The sequence below is a fragment of the Paenibacillus sp. MMS20-IR301 genome, from assembly GCF_032302195.1.
Lineage (GTDB): Bacteria > Bacillota > Bacilli > Paenibacillales > Paenibacillaceae > Paenibacillus_AQ.
On record NZ_CP135275.1, the window covers coordinates 4,479,046 to 4,499,205 of the forward strand.

A 20,160-nucleotide genomic window follows, 5' to 3' on the forward strand; every position below is an offset into this window, starting at 1 on the left:
ACCTATAATTATTTCTAGGAAGGAGAACGTATGACGTCAATCCGAGAATCCATAGACCATCACAAGAATACAGGCGGACAACCACCCTTCTCTCCAAGGGAGCTGCAGCAGTGGACAGAGCTGATTACAGCTAACCCGTACCGCAATTATCTCTACTCCTACCCGCACAAAACCGCTTACCGCGGGTTCGCCTCCCCCCTTTCCCTTGAGGAGCTGTGGCGGGATGAGCCTGCGGAGAGCTTCTTCTTATATATGCACATTCCCTTCTGCGGGGCGCGCTGCGGCTTCTGCAACCTGTTCACCCTGCCCGATAAAAGAGCGGATGTCCACGCCGAGTACGTGGATGCGCTGGAGCGGCAGGCGCGGCAGTGGGCTGCTTTTACCGGACATAAGCCTTATGCGCGCTTCGCCATCGGCGGCGGAACGCCAAGCCTGCTCGCGCCTGCGCAGCTGAACCGGCTGTTCGCCATTGCAGCGGATATTATGGGTGTTGACCTCAGCACCACGTCCATCTCTGTTGAAACCTCGCCCGAGACCCTGACCGGGGAGAAGCTGTCGATTCTAAAAGAGCATACCGTGGACCGGGTCAGCATGGGAATTCAAAGCTTCGTGGCTGCCGAATCGGCTGCCATCTACCGGCCGCAGGACCCGGATGTGGTGTACCGGGCGCTTGAGCTGCTGGGGAAATATGATTTCCCCATCCTCAATCTGGATCTGATCTACGGGCTTCCGGGGCAGACTGTGGACTCCTGGCTCTATTCGCTGAATCAGGCACTGCGCTATGCTCCGGAGGAGATTTTCATCTACCCGCTCTACACCCGTGAGCATACGATCGTGAAGCCGGGGGATCTGCTGCAGCAGCAGGATATCCGCCACGAATGCTATCAGGCTGCCTGCCTGCTGCTTGCAGAGCACGGTTACCGCCAGTACTCGATGCGCAGATTCGCCAAGGAGGAAGCAGGGACCAGCAAGGCAATTCTCGATTACAGCTGCCAGGAGGAGGGAATGGTCGGTCTCGGGTGCGGTGCCCGGTCCTATACCCGGCATGTGCATTATGCTTCCCGCTACGGCGTCAGCCGCAAAGCTACGCAGAGCATCATAGCAGAATATGTGGGAGCAGAGCGGTATGATACGGCAGATTACGGAATCGTGCTGAGCCTGGCTGAACAGAAACGGCGGTTCATTCTAAAAGCGGTCCTGCACAGTGAAGGTCTTCCTCTTGCAGATTACAGCCGGCGGTTCGGCTCTTCGGTATGGGGGGATCACCCCGAGCTGGCCCTGCTGGTGCAGAGCGGATTCGCCAGGGATGAAGAGGGCATCCTGCGGCTGACTCCTGAAGGACTCGGCTATTCCGATTCCATCGGGGACTGGTTCATCTCCGGCGACATCCGGGAGCAGATGAAGGAGTTCGTCCTGCCATGAAGGCGGTCCTCTACTACCGGGGTTCCCTTTCCTCCTGCAATTATGACTGCCCTTATTGCCCCTTCGGTAAAACCAGAGACAGCGCCGCCACTCTCGCCAAAGACCGCGAAGGTCTCGAGGTCTTCGTCCGCTGGGTAGCGGAGCAAGGGGCAGCCGGCCACCGGCTGTCTGTCTTCTTCAATCCCTACGGGGAAGGACTGACCCACCGCTGGTACCGGGATGCACTGGTGACACTGTCGCACCTGGAGCATGTCGACAAGGTCGCCATCCAGACCAACCTGTCGGCCCGGCTTGATTTCATTAAGGAGCTGAATCCGGCAAAATCCGCCTTCTGGGCGACCTATCACCCGGGTCAGGTGAGCGGGGAAAGGTTCCTCGCGCAGTGCATGACTGTATATGAGCAGGGGATTCCATTCAGCGTGGGCAGCGTGGGGGTGCATAGCGCCTTTCCGGCCATCGCTTCGCTGCGCGCCGTCCTGCCGCAGGATGTCTACCTGTGGGTGAACGCCTACAAGGATAAACCGGATTATTATACCGAGGAGGACCTGCGCTTCCTTAGCGGGATCGATCCGCATTTCCGGATCAATGCTATGGACTACGACAGCCTCGGCTCTAGCTGCAATGCCGGCAGCAACGTGTTCTATGTACAGGGTGCAGGACTCGTGAAACGCTGCTACAAGGACCGGGGCGTAATCGGCAACCTGTACCGCGACGGCCTGGAGGGCCTGTCCGCACAGCGGAGCTGCCGGATGAAGGTCTGCGACTGTTATATCGGCTATATCCACATGCCGGAGCTGCAGCTGGAGCAGATATACGGCCCTGGCCTGCTGGAGCGGATTCCTTACAATGCCGCAGAGCAGAGCTTCCGGCGGGATATGCGGAATGCGGCTTCAACAGGGAGCCGGTAAGGTGAGTGAAAGATCCGCCGTTCGGCGGCAGACGGTTTGCTGGCTGGCGGCGGACGGCTCGCTGATTGGGGATGGATGAAAGGAATTCAGCCAAGCCGCCGGCAGCTGATAATTGTATTTCGTACAGTTAAAAGAAGGATATCGACCGGATTTGTGCTGATAACTGTATTCTGTACAGCTAAAAATAGTGAAAATTGATTTTTCGAGGATAGACAGCCTATTTAATTGCAGAGAGTGCAGTTATAAGACAAAACTTGCATTAGCTGATGATTATAGTTGCAGAAAATACAGTTATAGCCGGCTAAGGATCATCGATTCAAGCAGAAAGTTACAGGAGGACAGGGCAATGACAGCTCAGGTACATTCACAGATACAGATACCGACAGGAAAAACGGTCTGGCTTACGGGGCTGTCGGGAGCGGGGAAATCCACACTTGCTTCCCGGCTCACGGACCGGCTGCGCGGGCAGGGACAGCCGGCAGAGTGGCTGGACGGCGATGAGCTGCGGCGCAACTTGGGCCGGGGGCTCGGCTTCAGCCGTGAGGACCGGTTCGAGAATATCCGCCGGGCTGTCTATCTTGCCGGTATGCTGAACCGGCATGGCGTAACCGCCGTAGTCTCGCTGATCAGCCCGTATGCAGACATGCGGGATTACGCCCGCCGGGAGCTGCCGGGTTTTGTGGAGGTCTATGTGGACTGCCCGCTGCCTGTGTGCGAGCAGCGGGACGTTAAAGGGCTGTACGCCAAGGCGCGGCGCGGTGAAATTCCGGAATTCACAGGGATTTCCGATCCCTATGAAATTCCGGCGAACCCGGAGCTGACACTGCGCACGGCCGAGCGTACGCCGGAAGAGTGCGTGGAAGAGCTGGCCGCCTGGCTTACAGGCAACCGCCTTGACCCGCTGCGGGCATAGCAAACAGGATAAACCTGCGGGCAGCACATGGTTTATCCTGCTCCATACGCCCGGAACAATGCTCCTGCTTATCTTATTTCCGCATCTTGCCGGTCCGGTGCAGATACAGCAGGGCAGCAATGAAAATAGCTATTGCCGCAGCAATCCCCGCATAGACAAGCTGTACCGTAGCTGACTGGTCGCCGGCTTCCGTGGTTCCGGCATCTGCTCCGGCTTCACCGCCGGTTCCGCTATTCCCGTTACTTCCGTCCAAATCCGGCGGAGCCGTTGGTGATCCGCCGGCAGTTCCCGCACCTAGCTCATCCAGATCCTTCTGTGCATTAGAGTATAGCTTAGTCCGGCTACAGATGCTGGTAGTCAGGTTAGCTAGTGCCTTATCGCCCTCGGTCTGCGTGCCGATGCCTGCCTTCAGTTCCCCCTCTGTGTATTCTCTTGCATATACGAGATAACGTCCGCCCTCAGTAAACTCAAAACCGCAGCTTTCCTCCGACCGCGCCGTACTTAGGGTTAGCTTCTCCCCCATTTCCCCCTTCCAGCGGACGCCTACCTGAAAGGTTACCTGCACGGGATCAGCGCTGGAAATGATGTTGCCCCCAGGTTTTTTAATCGAAATAACCGTGCCTTCGAACACTGCAGCACTATTCTCCATCGCCGCAAGCGGCGGATCCGGCACTACGCAAGAACAGGCATAGGTAACCTGCGGACGCACAGTCAGCAAGGTCATGAAGACAAGCAGGGTACACAGGCATATGAAGCAGGCACTCCGGAATCTCCGTATCGCAGCTATCACAATCACGCTCCTTTACCTCCAGACGAGTAGTGGAAAAGAAAGGTTACAGCATAAACCATAATATCCTTATTCTCCAAATTCCTCTCCTGTTCCTGCCGTCCTTGCTGTCCCCGCTGTTCCTTCTCTCTGCTTAATACATTTAATTCCTCCGCATCTGCCCCGTCTTAATCTCCTGCGCAATCGCAATGAGCTGCCGCATACCTTCGCGCAGAGCACCTTCACTGGCGAAGGAATAGCTTAGGCGCAGCCAGCATTTCATCTCCCCCAGCGGATCACAGATTTCCCCGGGCACGAAGGAAATGGACTGCTCCAGGCAGCGCGCGAACAGCTGATCCACCGGAACGGTATCCGGCAGCTTCACCCAGAGGTTCAGCCCGCCTTGCGGCGCTGTCCATTCCCAGCCGGCCGCAGCCAGCTCCTCCTCCATAATCTCCTTATGCACCTGCAGCGCAATACGCAGCTTGCCGAGATGCTGCTGCAGGCGCGGTGAGGTGTAATAGTGCAGGAAGATTTTCTGATTGAGCAGCGGTGTCCCGTTGTCTGCCATCGACTTGGCGCTGATCAGCCGCTCCATGAACGGGTACCGGCAAGCCACTGCGCAGATCCGCAGACCCGGGGCTACATATTTGCTGAAGCTGCTGATATAGATGACCCAGCCCTCCGTATCATAGGCGAAGAACGGGGCCGGCGGCTCCTCTTCAAAATACATGTCACGGAACGGATCGTCCTCCACCAGCAGGCAGCGGTAACGCTCGGCCAGCTCGACCAGCTGTTTCCGCTGTTTCGCCGGCACCGTGTAGCCTGTAGGGTTATGGTGCGTCGGGTTCAGATAGAACATCCGCGGCTTAGCCTTGCGCATCAGCTCCTCTACCGCCTCCAGATCATACCCCTGCGGCGTTATCTCTACCGGGATCAGCCGTGCGCCGGCCCGGCGGAAAATATCCAGCGCCACGCTGTAAGTAGGCCGCTCCACCAGTACCGCGTCCATTGGTCCCAGCATAATTCCGGCGATCAGATTGATCGCCTGCTGGGCGCCTGAGGTAATCAGCAGCTCTGCCGCCGACAGCTGCAGCCGGTACCGCGAGCGGAAATGGCTGCTCAGCGTAGCCCGCAGCTCCTCGTCGCCCTGCACGGTAGAATAGGTGCCCATCACCTTCGGGTAGAGATCGAACACTTTTTTGACATATTCGGACAGAAACAGGTTGGGCAGCAGTCCCGGATCAATCAGCGCCTGCGAGAACTGATACGTTACCGGCTTCCGTTGAATATCTGACATGGGGCTGGTGACCGTATACCCCAGAACCGTTGCGCCCTCTTCTACAGAAGAAGCCAGACTGCTGCCCGGCGAGACATAATAACCGGATTTATCCTTGACGTACAGCATCCCGTTCTCCGTAAGCTCCCTGTATGCTTTGAATACCGTCAGCCGGTGGACACCCAGCTCGCCCGCCAGCAGCCGGATCGACGGCAGCTTGTCATGCGCCTGCCACTCCCCCCGCGCTATCCGGTTCTGCATGAACTCACAGACCTGGCGGAATAAAGGATTCGCTTGCTCCGCTCCCACAGCTTTCTTCATAATCGGACTCCGCCTTTCCGTAATTCTTCCTCAAATCTCTTATTGCTTTATTGTACAGCATTTCTCCCGGCAACTGTTCTGTTTCTCTTCATCTGTTCTGTGCACAAGGATATATGATTAACAGAATACTTTAAGCGACTGCCACATTACCACCACAAAGGGGAACTTTACAATGATTATGCTAGCCTATTCGCTCGTCTGTCTGATCTTCGGCACTACCTTCCTCGCAATCAAAATCGGAGTAGACGCCGGTGCACCGCCGTTCTTCTCTGCGGGACTGCGTTTTTTCCTGGCGGGTGCGGTAATCTTCCTGTTCATGGTCTTCAAGGGTACAACCAGCTTCAAGCTGCTGCTGCGCAAAGAACTGCTCTTCACCGGGGCGGCGCTGACCTTCGGCACCTTCTCTGCACTCTACTGGGCTGAGCAATATGTATCCTCCGGACTTGCCGCTGTGCTGTCAGCTACCGGTCCGATGATGATTCTGCTGATGCAGACAGCTTTTCTCCGGCAAAAAGCGCCTGTCTACTCCCTGATCGGCTGCATCATCGGCTTCACCGGCGTTCTCCTGCTAGTGCTGCCCAGCCTTGCGGCTGATGTCACTCCGCTCTGGCTGATCGGCTGTATTGTTGTTCTGATCGGGGAGCTCTGCTATGCGGCAGGCGCGATCTATTCCAAAAAAGTGACCACTGTCTTCTCGGGCGTATCCCCCGTAGCGCTGAATGCGGTCCAGATGATGTACGGCGGGGCTTTGCTGTTCCTGCTCTCGCTGTTTACCGAGCCGCTGCATCCTTCCTATCTGCTGTCGTTCGAAGCTGCAGGCTCGCTGCTCTATTTGACTGTTGCCGGTTCCATGGTTGGTCATACGCTGTTCTACTGGCTGGTCGCGAAGACCAATCCCGTGTTCCCTTCCACCTGGCTGTATATCTCCCCGCCAATTGCCGTCGGTGTAGGATTCTTCTTTTATAACGAGGAGGTCACCTGGGTGACGCTGCTTGGGGTATTCACGATCATTGCCGGTACCATTCTGGTGAATGCGGGGGCGCTGAAGGCGCTTTTGTTCAAGAATAAACCGGGCTTGCCTGTGCTGCAAAAAGCAAACATAGAAGTCGTGCCGCAGGATTAATTACAAAAGAACAGCCTGACCCTTAACACGGGTTTCAGGCTGTTCTGTTATCTTTTCATTTGCTATGCACAGAAGGGGGTTAAGGCTGCGCCTCAGAGCTGAAATACAAATTCAGCGGCAATTCCTCATCATTCTCAAAACTGTTCGCTATCCTGTAGGTGATGAACAGATTGTTCTCCCCCTCACCGCAGGTCCATAATTCTTCGATTGATCCTGTCAGCGGCAGTAGCGGAAGTGCCATCCGGTCAATTGACTGGACTGATTTCTTGACTTTCTCAGCCTCTTTTGCATCCGCAGGTTTATAATGATCTAAAAAAGCATGTACCAGCTCTCTCGCATGCTCATAGCCGCTTTCCGATCTGGGAAAGACCGTCCCGATCCGGTATCCAACGATAACCCCGTTAGCCACATCTGCTGTAATCTGCTGAATGAACTCCATTTCATTCACGGTCAGGATATCATCCTGCATTATAGTCCCTAAAGTTGTATCATATTCCCCCACGGCATCCGCAATTCCAAGAGCAGCAAGCCCATCTTCCAGCGGCTGTGTGAACACAGCCCGGTGCTTCTCCACCTGTGTGAATAGCTCAGCATATTGGGATCTATCTTGGCTGCATGCCGTAAATAACACGGAAAGAATGACTATTCCGCAGATTAAATTGAAGTATGATTTCCGCAAATAAATCCCCCCTAGTAGATTTTACCATACGGGAAAGTTTAAACCACTCACTTAAACCAATTTTCTAGTAAATGAAGGTTTTCATTCTACTTCACTGCAATATACAGCCTATATTTCCACTAAAATATTATATATGACGTATTATATATTGCATTGTTGATTATTATTGCGTATTATATAAGCAAGTTAGGGAATTAAATGCCAAATAGGACGTCTGAATGAAAGGGGGAATCGGCAAACGGTGCTCCTTTTCCATAAAGGAATACCAGGTAATCGCCCGTAAACCGGAAAGTGGAGGAACAATGTGATCGAACTGACAACGCGTCAATTACAAATTATTGAGATTGTGAAAAAAAGAGCGCCGATTACCGGCGAGCAAATCGCCGAAAGTCTCGGACTCAGCCGGCCGACGATCCGCGGGGACCTGTCCATCCTGGTCATGCTCGAATACATCGATGCCAAGCCCAAGGTCGGCTATTTCCCCGGCAGCAAGGCCGCAGCGCGCCATAACAGCCGCAGTCTGCTGCAGGATACCAGGGTCAGCGAGATTCAGATCATCCCGGTCATTATCCGCGAGAATACGACCATCCAGGATGCTGTCGTTACGCTGTTCCTGCAGGATGTCGGTACACTTATTATTTGCGGCAGTGACGGCAGGCTGACCGGTGTCGCCTCACGCAAGGATTTCCTTAAGGTCACGCTGGGCAATCCCGGGGCGGTGTCCATGCCTGTAAGCATGGTGATGACGCGCCAGCCGAAGATTGTGACCGTTTCACCGGATGATACAGTACTCGACGCCGCACAGCGGATGATTTATCACGAGGTAGACAGTCTGCCGGTGGTTGTCCCCGGAAGCGGGGAAGGCTCCGGCGGAGGCCTGGAGGTTGTAGGACGACTTACGAAGACTTCCATCGTCAAACTTCTCCTCGAACTTGAAGCCAAAGCATAACGGAGGAATCGATAGAGCATGGAGCCATCCACCCATTTCATAACGATATGCTCGGATTCAATTGGAGATACGGCGGAAGCAGTCGTGCAGGCCGTCATCCACCAGTTTCAGAACCAGCGTGTCACGATTAGAAGATACGGTAATGTCAGAAGCGAAGACGAGCTGCGCAAGCTCATGGAAGAGACAGCCCGGCTTCAGGGCTTCGTTGCATATACCCTGGTTCAGCCGGAGCTGCGTGAGGTCATCCGCGAGGAGGCGGTCCGTCTTGATCTGCGGATTGTGGATATTATGGGCCCGATGATGCAGGCCTTCATTGATATTTTTGATGATGCCCCGCAAGCCCGGCCCGGGCTGCTGCATCAGCTGGACGAGGATTATTTCCGGCGGATGGAAGCCATCGAGTTCACCGTTGCCTGTGATGACGGGCGTGACCTCGGGGCAATGCTGAAGGCAGATATTGTACTGCTCGGCATGTCCCGGACCTCGAAGACACCTCTTAGCATCTTCCTGGCCCACCGGGGCAACAAGGTTGTCAATTATCCGGTTGTCCCGGAGGTTGGCCCGCCGCAGCAGCTGCTGAGCCTGCCTCCCGGACGGATTATCGGGCTGACAATGAAGCCGGAATCTATGCTGAAGATCCGCTCCGAACGGCTGAAGATGCTGGGCCTGCCCGCAGGCTCGCAATATGCCAGCATAGAACGCATTACTGAAGAGATGGAATACGCAGCCGCATTATTTGCCAAGCTGGGCTGCCCTGTTATTGATATTACGGATAAGGCAATTGAAGAAACTGCCGGCATGATCATGGGTTATATCTGATTGTATTATCTGCAATCCAAATCTGACTTTACCTGGAGGGAAATCATATGGAACGCGAATTGGCACTGGAAATTGTACGGGTCACAGAACTGGGAGCATTATCTGCAGCACGCTGGATCGGCCGGGGCGACAAGAATGCAGCAGATGACGCCGCCACAACAGCCATCCGGTCCATGTTTGATTCCGTCTCCATTGACGGGACCGTGGTGATCGGCGAAGGCGAAATGGACGAGGCGCCGATGCTCTACATCGGGGAACGCGTCGGCAACCGGAACGGCCCGTCCGTCGATGTTGCCGTAGACCCGCTGGAGGGAACCGAGGTCGTCGCCTGCGGGCTGCATAACGCCCAGGCCGTAATCGCCATCGCCGACCGGGGCAGCCTGCTCCATGCACCGGACATCTACATGGAGAAGCTCGCCTGCGGACCGGAGCTGGCCGGCCGGCTCAGCCTGGATGAGCCGGCGGAGGTGACGCTGCGCAAGGCCAGCATGATCACCGGCAAGGCGCTCTCCGAGCTGACGGTGATGGTGCTGGACCGCAAGCGGCATGAGGGGCTGATCCGCATCCTGCGCGGAGCGGGCGTGCGCATCAAGCTGCTGGGCCACGGCGATGTGGCCGGAGCGATTGCCGCAGCACTGCCTGACAGCGATGTGGATCTGTACATGGGCAGCGGCGGCGCCCCGGAAGGCGTACTCGCCGCCGCTGCCCTGCGCTGCCTGGGCGGTGAGCTGCAGGGCCGCCTGCTGCCGGAAGGCCCGTTCGAGCTGCAGCGCTGCCTGCAGATGGGCCTTAATGATCCATCGCGCATCCTGACAATGGAGGATATGGTCGGCAGCGGCGACGTCATCTTCGCCGCAACCGGCGTGACCTCCGGCGAGTTCCTCAGCGGCGTCCGCTTCATCGGCAAGGAGCGCGCCGAGACCCATTCGGTAATCATGCGGGCGCAGAGCCGCACAATCCGCTACATCCGCAGCATTCATTTCCTCCCCGGCAAGGAGATCCCGGAGGTTGTCCCGGCCCGGCCGAATGCGGCCTGGATGTAGGGGCTTCCGGCGGACGGGCTTTCGCCGGGGGGCATGATAAGAGCCTCCCCAAAGTCCGGCGGACTTCAGGGAGGCTCTTACTGTTGCAGCGTTTACGCCGATCCGGCGAAAACTGCTTTTCACTTAGATTGGCTGTGAGCAGCAGCGGTATTCCAACTGTCACTCGCAGCTGGATAATCATTAAGTGGATTTATGACACTTAAATCTCTACTTCATCTGCCGGAACCGGAATTAATTGGATTTACGGCACTTAATTCTGCCCGGAACGTCATTATTGATGTGCAAGGGCCAAATTAAGTGCAACCTCGCACTTATTTCTCCAGAACAGAAGATTTTGCAGGTAACAGATGCCTTTTTTCCACTTAATTCACTTTTGAGCCACTGATACTCGAATGCGCTGCAGGTACTCAAGCTCACTCGATGTCCGGGCTCCCGGTACGCTGATTCCCGAACTCTGGTTCCCGGTTTCCTGTTACTTCGGCAAGTCCGGTCCCCAGTTACCCATTAACTCAGTACTCATGTTCCCTCACCCACCCGCATCCGAGGAATCCACACTAATCAGCCTGTCCCGCCGTCCGGTCTGTGCCCGTCGCTCCCGAGTACACATCACCCGTCATACCCGGCCGGCGGATATCCTCCTGCGCCCGAGTCTCAGGAAGCTCATGGACCGGAGCCGAATTCATCGTATCCAGCCCCGTATCATCGCGGCCCTCCAGACCCGTGCCGTTGAATGCGGCGTCGGTGGTATCTTTTACCGAATCACGCGCTTCAAGTCCTGTATCCTCAGCACCTGCGGCGGTTACATCCTCCGCTATATAACGGTCGGCATTGGCAGAGTTATGGCTGCGGAACACTGCGTATACATCGTTCGCCCGCGTATCCTCGGCATCGACCATGACCAGAATCCGGCCCTCGTCCACGTAATCATCGTACAGCTCGGCTTCATCCGCCGGAATGCCCAGCCCGATCAGACCGCCTACCAGTCCGCCCGTTCCGGCACCTACCGCGATGCCTGTCAATGTAGCAGCAATCGGCCCGGCGGCAATAATCGGCCCGATTCCCGGAATGGCCAGTGCGCCGATGCCTGCCAGCAGCCCGGTAACCCCGCCGAGAATCCCGCCCGTGGCAGCTCCTGAAGCCATGCCTTCCGGTGCTTTGCTGCCCGTTTCCTCACTGAGTGCCTCGGCATCCCGTCTATTTCTGGCAATCACTGAGATATCGTCCGTCAGGAACCCGCGTGCCTTCAAGTCTTCAATCGCCCATGAAGCTTCATGCTCGGTTTGGAACACACCTACAATTTTTTTATTCATGATGATTCCCTCCTGGTTGCTAATTGGATGTATTGATTGTTACTTAACCAAACAGGCTCCGGTTAAACTGGTTTGCGGACACATTTTGCTCAAATCCTCCGGTTTGAAGTCAGCTTAAATCACATTAATTTCCCGGTTTCATGGCATTTATTAAGCCTTTGGGAACAATGGCCCGAACCCCATTACAGCCCCGCCAAAAGAGACTATACTCCTCATAAGCAACGTAAGTTATTCATATGGAAATTAGGGGGAAGCGCGATGAATATGCGTCTTAAGGTGCTGAAGAAGCATCTGCTCTTTTGCTGCAGCGAGCACTGCAATAACCAGGATGTGGAAGATGTCATGCAGGAATTCAAGGAACAGATGGTCCAGCACGGCATCAACAAAACCGTCAAAATCAACAAAACCAGCTGTCTCGGGCTATGCGGCAACGGACCTTTTGTAATCGTCTATCCCGACGGCATCTGGTATTACAATGTGACCACGGATGATGTGGCGCGTATCGTAGAGGAGCATCTGGTGAACGGTGAGCCTGTAGAAGAGCTTGTTATGCTCAAAATGGAAGCCTGAACCGCCCGCAGCATCAGCAGGCATGTATGGACAAGCGGCAAAAAGTTCCCCGCCCTTCTCAGGGCGCCGGGACTTTTTGCCGTTGATCGGCCTTGGCCGAACTGTTGTATAATGGGGAATATACATGTTATATGCTGCAGGTTCACATGAATATCAACCTTATACAGGAAAGAGGCTGAAGGATGGCCGTATTCAAATATAATTCCCACCGCCCGCACCGTACCAGCCCCGATCTGCATCTGCATTACTGGGGCCAGGAACACTGCGCACCCGGACATACCGTCGGTCCCGGCGTCCGCGATCTGTACAAAATCCACTTCATCCACGAAGGAACCGGCAAGATGACGGTCGGTGAAGTGAGCCATACGCTGGAGGCCGGACAAGCCTTCCTCATCTATCCGCATATCGTGACTCATTATGCTGCAGACCAGGAGAATCCGTGGACCTATTCCTGGATTGCTTTTACCGGAGAAGAAGCCGGATATCTGCTCGCGAGAACCTCCCTCTCCCCGGAGCAGCCTGTATTTCCGATGGACCATGAGCTGATGCCTGCCCTGTTCGACAGACTTACTGCCGCCGCCGGCACCGGGGATGTCCTGGATCTGCCGCTAAAGGGGATTCTTTATGAATTCTTCACCCTGCTGCTGCGCACCGTTCCGGCAACCGCCAGCGCGGTAATCCCGCGGCAAAAAAGTGTCTATGTCGAGCAATGCCTGCACTACCTGCATGCCCATTACTGTGAAAATGTCACGGTGGAGAGTATGTCCGCTTCCCTGAAGCTGGACCGCAAGTATCTGTCGACGCTGTTCAAGCGGACTATCGGGCTGCCGCCGCAGCAGTATCTGCTTAATTTCCGGATCTCAAAGGCCTGTGAGCTGCTAACTGAGACCAGCTGCACGATCGGCGAAATCGCCCATTCCGTCGGCTACCAGGACCCGCTGCTGTTCTCCCGCATGTTCAAGAAGGTCAAGGGCTGCTCACCCAAGGATTACCGCATCCGCCATGCCGATAATGACATTGTTCTATAAAAATCATCCATGCTGACATACGAATTGCCGCCTATCTCCGCTACAATAAGAGCATGGCCTGGCCGGAAATGCAAACGCTTTTCTCCGCTCGAGCGGACGAGCTGTTTCGGATAAGTTCCATGCTTCCGGTGCCAGTTTTGCGAAGTAATTCAGGGAAGACTATGCTATCAAAACTTAAGTCCATGCTTCCGATGCCAGTTTTGCGAAGTGAATTCAGGGAAGACTATGCTATCAAAACTTTTAGGAGGTCAACAATGTATATCGCAAGTCCTGAACGCTATGACACAATGAAATATAACCGCACCGGCCGGAGCGGCCTGCTGCTCCCGGCGATCTCGCTTGGGCTATGGCATAACTTCGGCGGCAATGATGTCTTTGAGAACGGCCGGGCCATGGTCCGCCGCGCCTTTGATCTGGGAATTACCCACTTCGATCTTGCCAACAACTACGGCCCGCCTGCAGGCTCTGCGGAAGAAAGCTTCGGCCAGATTCTGAAGAAGGATCTCGCTCCTTACCGTGACGAGCTGATTATCTCCAGCAAAGCCGGATACTATATGTGGCCGGGGCCATATGGCGAATGGGGCTCTAAGAAGAACCTCGTCTCCAGTCTCGACCAGAGCCTGAAGCGGCTGGGGCTGGATTATGTCGATATCTATTACCATCACCGCCCGGACCCGAATACTCCGCTGGAGGAAACGATGTCCGCACTGGATCTGCTTGTGCGCCAGGGTAAAGCGCTGTATGTCGGTATCTCCAACTATAAACCTGAGCAGGCCCGTGAAGCTGCGCAGATTCTCCGCCGCCTCGGAACACCTTGCCTGATTCACCAGCCGAACTACTCGATGCTGTCCCGCTGGATTGAAGACGGCCTGCAGGATGTGCTCGAAGAAGAAGGAATCGGCACCATCGCCTTTTCTCCGCTGCAAAAGGGCATCCTGACTGACCGTTACCTGAACGGCATTACCGCAGATTCCCGCGCAGCCGGACCAAGCGTGTTCCTCTCCGAGAAGGAGATCACGGCTGAGGTGCTTGCCAAGGTCAGCAAGCTGAACGATATCGCGGCGGCCCGCGGCCAGAAAATGTCGCAGCTCGCCCTCTCCTGGGTACTCCGCGGCGGCAAGGTTACCTCTGCGCTGATCGGCGCGAGCAAGGTGAGCCAGATCGAGGATGCGGTAGCCTCCCTGAACGCACCGGAGCTGAGTGCGGCTGAGCTGGAGCAGATTGAGAATATTTTGCGCGGCTAAACCCTGTAACGGCAATTCTGCCCGCCTGCTGAGAGCAGCGGCGGCGCAGGATTGCCGTTTTTGCATGCCCAAATGCTATAATGGTCACAAAAACAGTAAGGAAAGGACGACCAATGAACACTAACCGTCTGGGACAATCCGATCTATATGTGAGCGCCATGGGCCTCGGCTGCATGACTCTGGGCACCGATGCCGCACAAGCCACGGCCATTATTCATGAAGCCATCGAGCAAGGCATTAATTTCCTGGATACCGCAGATCTTTATGATGAAGGCCGTAATGAGGAGCTAGTCGGCCAGGCGGTCCGCCGCCGCCGTGCGGATGTGATACTGGCCACCAAGGTGGGCAACCGCCGGATTCCCGGTAAAGAGGGCTGGAGCTGGGATGCTTCCAAAGCCTATATCCGCTCTGCGGTGAAAGAAAGCCTGCGCAGGCTGCAGACGGACTATATCGATCTGTATCAGCTGCATGGGGGAACACTGGAGGATAATATTGACGAGACGATTGAGGCGTTTGAGCAGCTGAAGCAGGAAGGGGTTATCCGTTACTACGGCCTCTCCTCCATCCGGCCGAATGTCATCCGCGAATATGTGCAGCGCTCGGGAATAGTCAGCGTCATGAGCCAGTACAGCATTCTTGACAGACGCCCGGAGGAAAGCGTGCTCCCGCTGCTGGCCCGGGAGGGCATCAGCCTGATTGCCCGGGGGCCGCTCGCCAGCGGCATTCTGACCGGAAACGGCCGCAGCAAGGCAGAGCGGACATACCTGGACTACACTGCTGCAGAGCTTACAGAGCTGCACGGGCAGCTGATGGCGCTGACTTCCGGCTCCCGTACCCTGACGCAGACCGCACTGCAATATCCGCTGGCGGATCCGGCCGTTGCCGCAGTTATTCCGGGTGCAAGCAGTCTAGCCCAGCTGCGGGAGAATATTGCCGCCGCCGCTGCAAGGCCGCTTTCCCCGGAGGAGCTTGAAGCAGTCCGGGCAGCCAGCAAGGCCGGCCGTTATACGCTGCATGTATAGCTCCTGGTTATCCCGGAGTCTAACCGCTTAACCTCAGAACAAAAGAAGCTGTCCGGAAACTGTAGGTGCTACAGTCTTTGGACAGCTTCTTTTTCATACATCCGGACGGATGGTTTACCGCTTCCACAGCCATTGCCGTTGGCATTATAGGCAGGCTAGGCGCGTTTTCTTTTTTTCAGCAGCCAAACAATGAACGAAGCGGCAAAGACCACCGCTGTAATGAGCCAAGTCAGCATGAAGGCCATTCCGAGTCCGATATTCGCGTCGGTGGCGGTTCTCCTGCTTTCCACAATCAGCATCGCCGCCAGTGGAGCACCGCTTGCCACCAGCAGTACGGTCATACTGTACCGGGCAAAGGTTGTCCGTCTATGAATCGCCGCATATAAGCATAAATATGAAGCCGCCAGCAGTACGAAAGATAATAAAGCTTCCCACTCCAAGTCTAGTCTAGCCATCGTGTCATCACTCCTTATCATTAGGAACCGGGATTTGCGTTAAAGTATAGCGGTTGCGGCAAACAGATGCAAATATAGGCACCAGGCCGTCAGTTTATCCAAAGAACTGGGTAATGTACACCATCGCCAGCAGCCCGAATATAAACGAATACGTGGAGGGCCGTTCATATCCGTGCCCGTGGCTCTCCGGAATCAGCTCCTTGTAGACAATGAAGAGCATGGCCCCGGCTGCAAAAGCCAGTCCATAGCCTACCGCATTCTGCAGATAGCTCGCCGTGAAGTACCCGATGACCGCTGATACCATCTCCATCAGGCCGGTCAGGGCGGCGACAATCAGCGCTTTTCGCCTAGTGGCATGGGCATTCATCAGGAAGACGGCGAGAATCAGGCCTTCGGGCATATTTTGCGCGCCGATTGCAATCGCCACCATCGGACCCAGACTTGCCTGCTCACTCGCATAGCTGAAGCCGGTGCTCAGCCCCTCGGGAATATTATGAATGAACAACGCGATCATCACGAGCAGCGCCTTGGAATCCAGATTGCTGAAGCCGGGCTTGTTCTCCACATCGATATGCGGGATATGGCTCTCGATCAAATCAAGCAGAAGCACACCGGTAAGCAGCCCAAGCGTCATGGCGATAATCCCCGATTCTTTAATTGCCTGCGGCATCAGGCCGAAGGTGGTTGCGGATACCATGATTCCGGCGGTAAAGGCCACCAGCACGTCCTTCCACAGCTCTGACAGCCGTTTCACGAACAGGATGGGAATCACGCCAAGCACGGTAGCCATTGCAGATAAAAAGCTGCCTAGAAGCGCACTTGCCAAGTCTTCAACCCCTTTGGTGGACAGGATCTATAGACCAGCATATGCCTGCGGCAGCCTTTTTTATAACCAGGACTTGAATATTTGGCACTATCCCGCGATCCATACGCCATTGCGTGAACACGAAAAATAATTAAAACAATTCTCCTATTTATATACAAAATACTACTATTTACACCAAAATAGATAATATTACATAGACTCTCTTAATTAATCATAGTAGTATTTTACATTCAGAAGAGGAATTTTTACATATTTATTGCCTTTTCATATTTTCAATGAAAGCTGGTGTCAGGAATTGACGAGAAAGAACAGGTTACGCCGAAACACATTTATCGTATTTCTATGTATTTGTATGAATCTCATGGCTTTGGGCCAAGCATTCGCAGCCACCGGTGCTTCCAGCACTTCCGGGACAGCCGCCGCGGCTAAGGATGCCTCCGGCCATTGGGCAGAGAATGTGCTTGCAGAATGGCAGCAGAAGGGCTTGCTCACCGGCTATCAGGACGGTTCGCTTAAGCCGGATCAGCAAATTACACGCGCAGAATTCACAGCTCTAGTCAACAAATCGTTTGGTTACACACAGACGGCAGCAATCTCCTATAAGGATGTTACACCATCCAATTGGTTCTATACAGATATTGCAAAAGCTGCTGCCGCCGGATACATCAACGGTTACCCTGATCAGATGTTTAGACCTAATCAGCCGCTTACCCGTGAAGAAATGGCGGTTATTGCGAGCACCATCCTCAAGCTGAACGCAGCGGATCCGGCTGCTTCATTCACCGACACCACTTCGGGTCATGAATGGAGCAAGCAGCAGATTAACGCTGTTGCCCAGGCGGGTCTTATGAACGGATATGCCCGCCAATTCAGACCGCTTGATACCGCCACAAGAGCAGAAGCAATCAGCGTGCTGGACCGTTCCCTGAAGCTCCGGACGGCCCCTTCCGCTAATGCAGCTGTTTACGATAAAGCCGGAAATTATGGACCTGAGACAGGTGTTGCCACAGTAGGCGGTTCTGTATATATCGAAGCATCCGGTGTAGTGCTGCGCAACACCATCATCACAGGCGACCTGGTAATCAGTGAAGCTGTGGGTAAGGGCGATGTGACCCTGAAGAATGTTACTGTTAAGGGCACCACTACTATTGCCGGAGGCGGAAAGAACAGTATCCATGTAGTAGATTCCGTGCTTGTAACCGTTATTGTTAATAAAAAAGACGGCAGCATCCGGATTGTTACGGAGGGGAGCAGCTCGGTTGAACAGATTACACTGCAGTCAGGTGCATTGCTTGAAGAAGGCAGCGGAACCGGCAGCGGCTTCGGCAATGTGGATCTTTCTTCAGCCATTCCGGCAAATGCCGAAGTAGCTCTGGCCGGAACCTTCGAGACGGTGGACGTATTCGCCGCTGCTATCAAAGTCAACCTGACTTCAGGCTCAATCGGCCAGCTTATGGTTGCTCCCGGTGCCGCGAATGCAGGCATTGATATCGCAGGCGGGGCCAGCATTAATAACCTGATCCTTAATGCTGTAGCTGCCGTAACCGGAAAAGGCTCCATTGCCAATGCCTTGATCAATGCCAGCGGCTCGACTATCGCCCAGACTCCGGGACATGTAAGCTACGGCAACAACGCTTCGGCCGTGATCGGAACTCCGCTTCCCGGCGCAAGCACAGGTGCAGGTGCAGGCGGCAACGATTCAGAACCCGTAACCGCAGTGGTATACGGCTTCGAAGGTTATATCCTGGATGTGGACAACCAGCCGGTAGCGGATATGACGATCCATTTCCGTAAAGGCCTTGCAGCAACAACCGGAACCATTGCCGCCAGTGTGGTCACGGATGCGGACGGCAAATATTATGCCAATCTGGCACCCGGAATCTATACCGGTGAATTGTCTAAAGAAGGATATATTACAACTCATGTAGTAGGCGTTTCGCTGACTACCCATAAGAATACTGGACAGAATGCTACAGCAATAAAAATTCCGGCAGCCGATGAAATCCGGATTGTTCTCACCTGGGGCGAGCATCCGCTGGATGAAGACTCGCATCTGGTCGGACCTGCGCCCGGTGAACAATCCTTCCATACCTGGTTCGGTGAGAAAGAGTACTTCTATAAGGACGTCAAATATGCCGATCTGGATCATGACGATACCAATTCTTACGGTCCGGAGACCACTACTATCCGCAAGCGTGTAGACGGCAAATATACTTTCTACATTCATAATTACAGCGGAAATGGACCTGAACAGACCGAAACCCTAGCAGCCTCCGGGGCAAAAGTAGAAATCTATAACGGCAACAATGCCGTGCCGGTAAAAACCTATCACATTCCCGTTGCCGACAGTAAGCAGCTCTACTGGTATGTGTTTGATATGAACGTCGAGGGCAGCAAGCTAAGCTTTGTGGACAAGAATATGCTGACAGATTCATCACCTGATGGTGAAGTAGGCGTAAGCCCTACGGTTAATTCTTACACGCTGTCTGTTGAGAACCATGCCGGGGCTAATGATGTTGTGACGGTGAACGCTCTTACTCCCGGGGATGTAGTTTCTGTATATTCCAATGAAGACCGGAGCGGCGGGCTGTTGGGAAGAGCAACTGTGGCCAATGGCTCTACCAGTGTGAAGATAACCGGTCTTGATTTCCCCAACTCCAGTGCTATCTATGTCTCCCTGAAGAAGCCGAACCGTGAGGAAAGCCATGCTGTACCTGTAACTATCCTCACTGAAGCCTCTTATGCAGAGCTGGCTACGACTATCGCCGGAGCCTTCAAAGACCGGATTCTTCCCGGCACGATGACTGTAGGTCAAACTGTGTATCTGGCGGACCCGGCGTTCGTATGGCCAAGGGATCTGAAAGTAACCGTAATGAATCCTCAGAATCCGGCTACTGTTACTGAAGATGTGTATATACTAAGAGACTATTATGTATGGTACATGAACTATAACGGCACTGCAGAGCCTGTAGAATATAGCATCAAACTGCAGCTGAAACGCGACTTCTCTGCCGTAAATAAAGAAATTATTATCACTGTTCCTAGTGTATTTACCGCACTGCCTGAATCCATTGCCTATGCCCGGTCTTTGAATGACCCGCGCCTTCTCGGTGATATCAATGCCGCAGAAGCAGTGGTCAATGATCCTGAATCGGCATCTGAACAGTATCTCCAGGCGTTAATTGTTCTGCATGAGTGGTTCAATCTAATCGCACGGGAAAACAGCTAGCTCATAAGCAAGTCAGCTATATGGCCTGAACTTGGAACCTTAAGGTTAATTAGCGGGTTGAGAACGCCCATAACAATGGAGCGATTGTATTCTATACATTTGATTCCTTGCTAAATGCCCAAATAATCCTTTCTGTTGTATTTCGTACAATGCTTTTCCGGGAAATGAGCTTAAAATGCCAAAAGCCCAAAGAACGAATGTACAAAATACAATAGATTCAATTTTCGGGCTGATTTCACTATGATCTGCTGTAC

The 20,160-nt window shown here is 54.3% G+C and carries 18 protein-coding genes; 13 read left to right on the plus strand and 5 right to left on the minus strand.

Translation table 11 applies throughout. From position 1 onward, the window contains the following. Positions 1 to 30 precede the first annotated feature (30 nt). The 4 genes from LOS79_RS19300 (at position 31) to LOS79_RS33085 (ending at position 4,063) form a co-directional block, all read left to right on the plus strand. Positions 31 to 1,422, plus strand: coding sequence for an STM4012 family radical SAM protein (locus LOS79_RS19300; protein WP_315411676.1), 1,392 nt, complete (start codon positions 31 to 33; stop codon positions 1,420 to 1,422). Continuing rightward, complete coding sequence (locus tag LOS79_RS19305) at positions 1,419 to 2,330, plus strand: STM4011 family radical SAM protein (protein WP_315411677.1); 912 nt, start codon at positions 1,419 to 1,421, stop codon at positions 2,328 to 2,330. Before LOS79_RS19300 ends, LOS79_RS19305 begins: the two co-directional genes overlap by 4 nt. A 346-nt stretch (positions 2,331 to 2,676) precedes the next feature. Then, complete coding sequence (gene cysC, locus LOS79_RS19310) at positions 2,677 to 3,243, plus strand: adenylyl-sulfate kinase (protein ID WP_315411678.1); 567 nt, start codon at positions 2,677 to 2,679, stop codon at positions 3,241 to 3,243. A gap of 559 nt (positions 3,244 to 3,802) precedes the next feature. Further along, positions 3,803 to 4,063 carry a hypothetical protein gene (locus tag LOS79_RS33085; RefSeq protein WP_397386801.1) on the plus strand — a complete coding sequence of 87 codons (261 nt, stop codon included), beginning with the start codon at positions 3,803 to 3,805 and terminating at the stop codon, positions 4,061 to 4,063. Positions 4,064 to 4,172: 109 nt separating this feature from the next. Here the strand turns inward: LOS79_RS33085 and LOS79_RS19320 are convergent, their stop codons facing one another. Next, positions 4,173 to 5,609 (minus strand): aminotransferase-like domain-containing protein, encoded by a 1,437-nt coding sequence (locus tag LOS79_RS19320; protein ID WP_315411680.1) that lies wholly within the window; start codon positions 5,607 to 5,609, stop codon positions 4,173 to 4,175. 172 nt (positions 5,610 to 5,781) lie between these two features. On the opposite strand from LOS79_RS19320, the gene LOS79_RS19325 reads away from it, so the two are divergent. Beyond that, positions 5,782 to 6,732 (plus strand): DMT family transporter, encoded by a 951-nt coding sequence (locus tag LOS79_RS19325; protein ID WP_315411681.1) that lies wholly within the window; start codon positions 5,782 to 5,784, stop codon positions 6,730 to 6,732. Between the two features lie 79 nt (positions 6,733 to 6,811). On the opposite strand, the gene LOS79_RS19330 is transcribed toward LOS79_RS19325, so the two are convergent. Next, positions 6,812 to 7,411, minus strand: coding sequence for a hypothetical protein (locus LOS79_RS19330; RefSeq protein ID WP_315411682.1), 600 nt, complete (start codon positions 7,409 to 7,411; stop codon positions 6,812 to 6,814). A gap of 304 nt (positions 7,412 to 7,715) precedes the next feature. On the opposite strand from LOS79_RS19330, the gene LOS79_RS19335 reads away from it, so the two are divergent. The 3 genes from LOS79_RS19335 to glpX are packed head-to-tail and all read left to right on the plus strand — an operon-like array spanning position 7,716 to position 10,222. Next, positions 7,716 to 8,360 carry a helix-turn-helix transcriptional regulator gene (locus LOS79_RS19335; RefSeq protein ID WP_315411683.1) on the plus strand — a complete coding sequence of 215 codons (645 nt, stop codon included), beginning with the start codon at positions 7,716 to 7,718 and terminating at the stop codon, positions 8,358 to 8,360. An 18-nt stretch (positions 8,361 to 8,378) separates the two neighbouring features. Further along, entirely contained in the window at positions 8,379 to 9,179 is an 801-nt protein-coding gene (locus LOS79_RS19340) for a pyruvate, water dikinase regulatory protein (protein ID WP_315411684.1), read from the plus strand. A gap of 47 nt (positions 9,180 to 9,226) precedes the next feature. Next, the gene (gene glpX / locus LOS79_RS19345; protein WP_315411685.1) at positions 9,227 to 10,222 is read left to right on the plus strand and encodes a class II fructose-bisphosphatase; all 996 of its coding nucleotides are present in this window, start codon (positions 9,227 to 9,229) and stop codon (positions 10,220 to 10,222) included. Between the two features lie 554 nt (positions 10,223 to 10,776). On the opposite strand, the gene LOS79_RS19350 is transcribed toward glpX, so the two are convergent. Further along, positions 10,777 to 11,532 carry a general stress protein gene (locus LOS79_RS19350; protein ID WP_315411686.1) on the minus strand — a complete coding sequence of 252 codons (756 nt, stop codon included), beginning with the start codon at positions 11,530 to 11,532 and terminating at the stop codon, positions 10,777 to 10,779. Between the two features lie 258 nt (positions 11,533 to 11,790). Between LOS79_RS19350 and LOS79_RS19355 the strand changes: the two genes are divergently transcribed. The 4 genes from LOS79_RS19355 (at position 11,791) to LOS79_RS19370 (ending at position 15,396) form a co-directional block, all read left to right on the plus strand. Then, positions 11,791 to 12,102, plus strand: coding sequence for a (2Fe-2S) ferredoxin domain-containing protein (locus LOS79_RS19355; RefSeq protein ID WP_315411687.1), 312 nt, complete (start codon positions 11,791 to 11,793; stop codon positions 12,100 to 12,102). A gap of 182 nt (positions 12,103 to 12,284) precedes the next feature. Beyond that, entirely contained in the window at positions 12,285 to 13,130 is an 846-nt protein-coding gene (locus LOS79_RS19360; RefSeq protein ID WP_315411688.1) for an AraC family transcriptional regulator, read from the plus strand. Between the two features lie 254 nt (positions 13,131 to 13,384). Continuing rightward, entirely contained in the window at positions 13,385 to 14,374 is a 990-nt protein-coding gene (locus LOS79_RS19365; RefSeq protein WP_315411689.1) for an aldo/keto reductase, read from the plus strand. Between the two features lie 113 nt (positions 14,375 to 14,487). Further along, positions 14,488 to 15,396, plus strand: a complete 909-nt coding sequence (locus LOS79_RS19370; protein WP_315411690.1) for an aldo/keto reductase — start codon at positions 14,488 to 14,490, stop codon at positions 15,394 to 15,396. 155 nt (positions 15,397 to 15,551) lie between these two features. Here the strand turns inward: LOS79_RS19370 and LOS79_RS19375 are convergent, their stop codons facing one another. Beyond that, positions 15,552 to 15,851, minus strand: coding sequence for a hypothetical protein (locus tag LOS79_RS19375; RefSeq protein ID WP_315411691.1), 300 nt, complete (start codon positions 15,849 to 15,851; stop codon positions 15,552 to 15,554). A gap of 94 nt (positions 15,852 to 15,945) precedes the next feature. Further along, on the minus strand, positions 15,946 to 16,677 hold the full coding sequence (locus LOS79_RS19380) for a ZIP family metal transporter (protein WP_315411692.1): 732 nt from the start codon (positions 16,675 to 16,677) through the stop codon (positions 15,946 to 15,948). Positions 16,678 to 17,038: 361 nt separating this feature from the next. Between LOS79_RS19380 and LOS79_RS19385 the strand changes: the two genes are divergently transcribed. Continuing rightward, positions 17,039 to 19,906, plus strand: coding sequence for an S-layer homology domain-containing protein (locus LOS79_RS19385; protein WP_315411693.1), 2,868 nt, complete (start codon positions 17,039 to 17,041; stop codon positions 19,904 to 19,906). Positions 19,907 to 20,160: the final 254 nt, after the last annotated feature.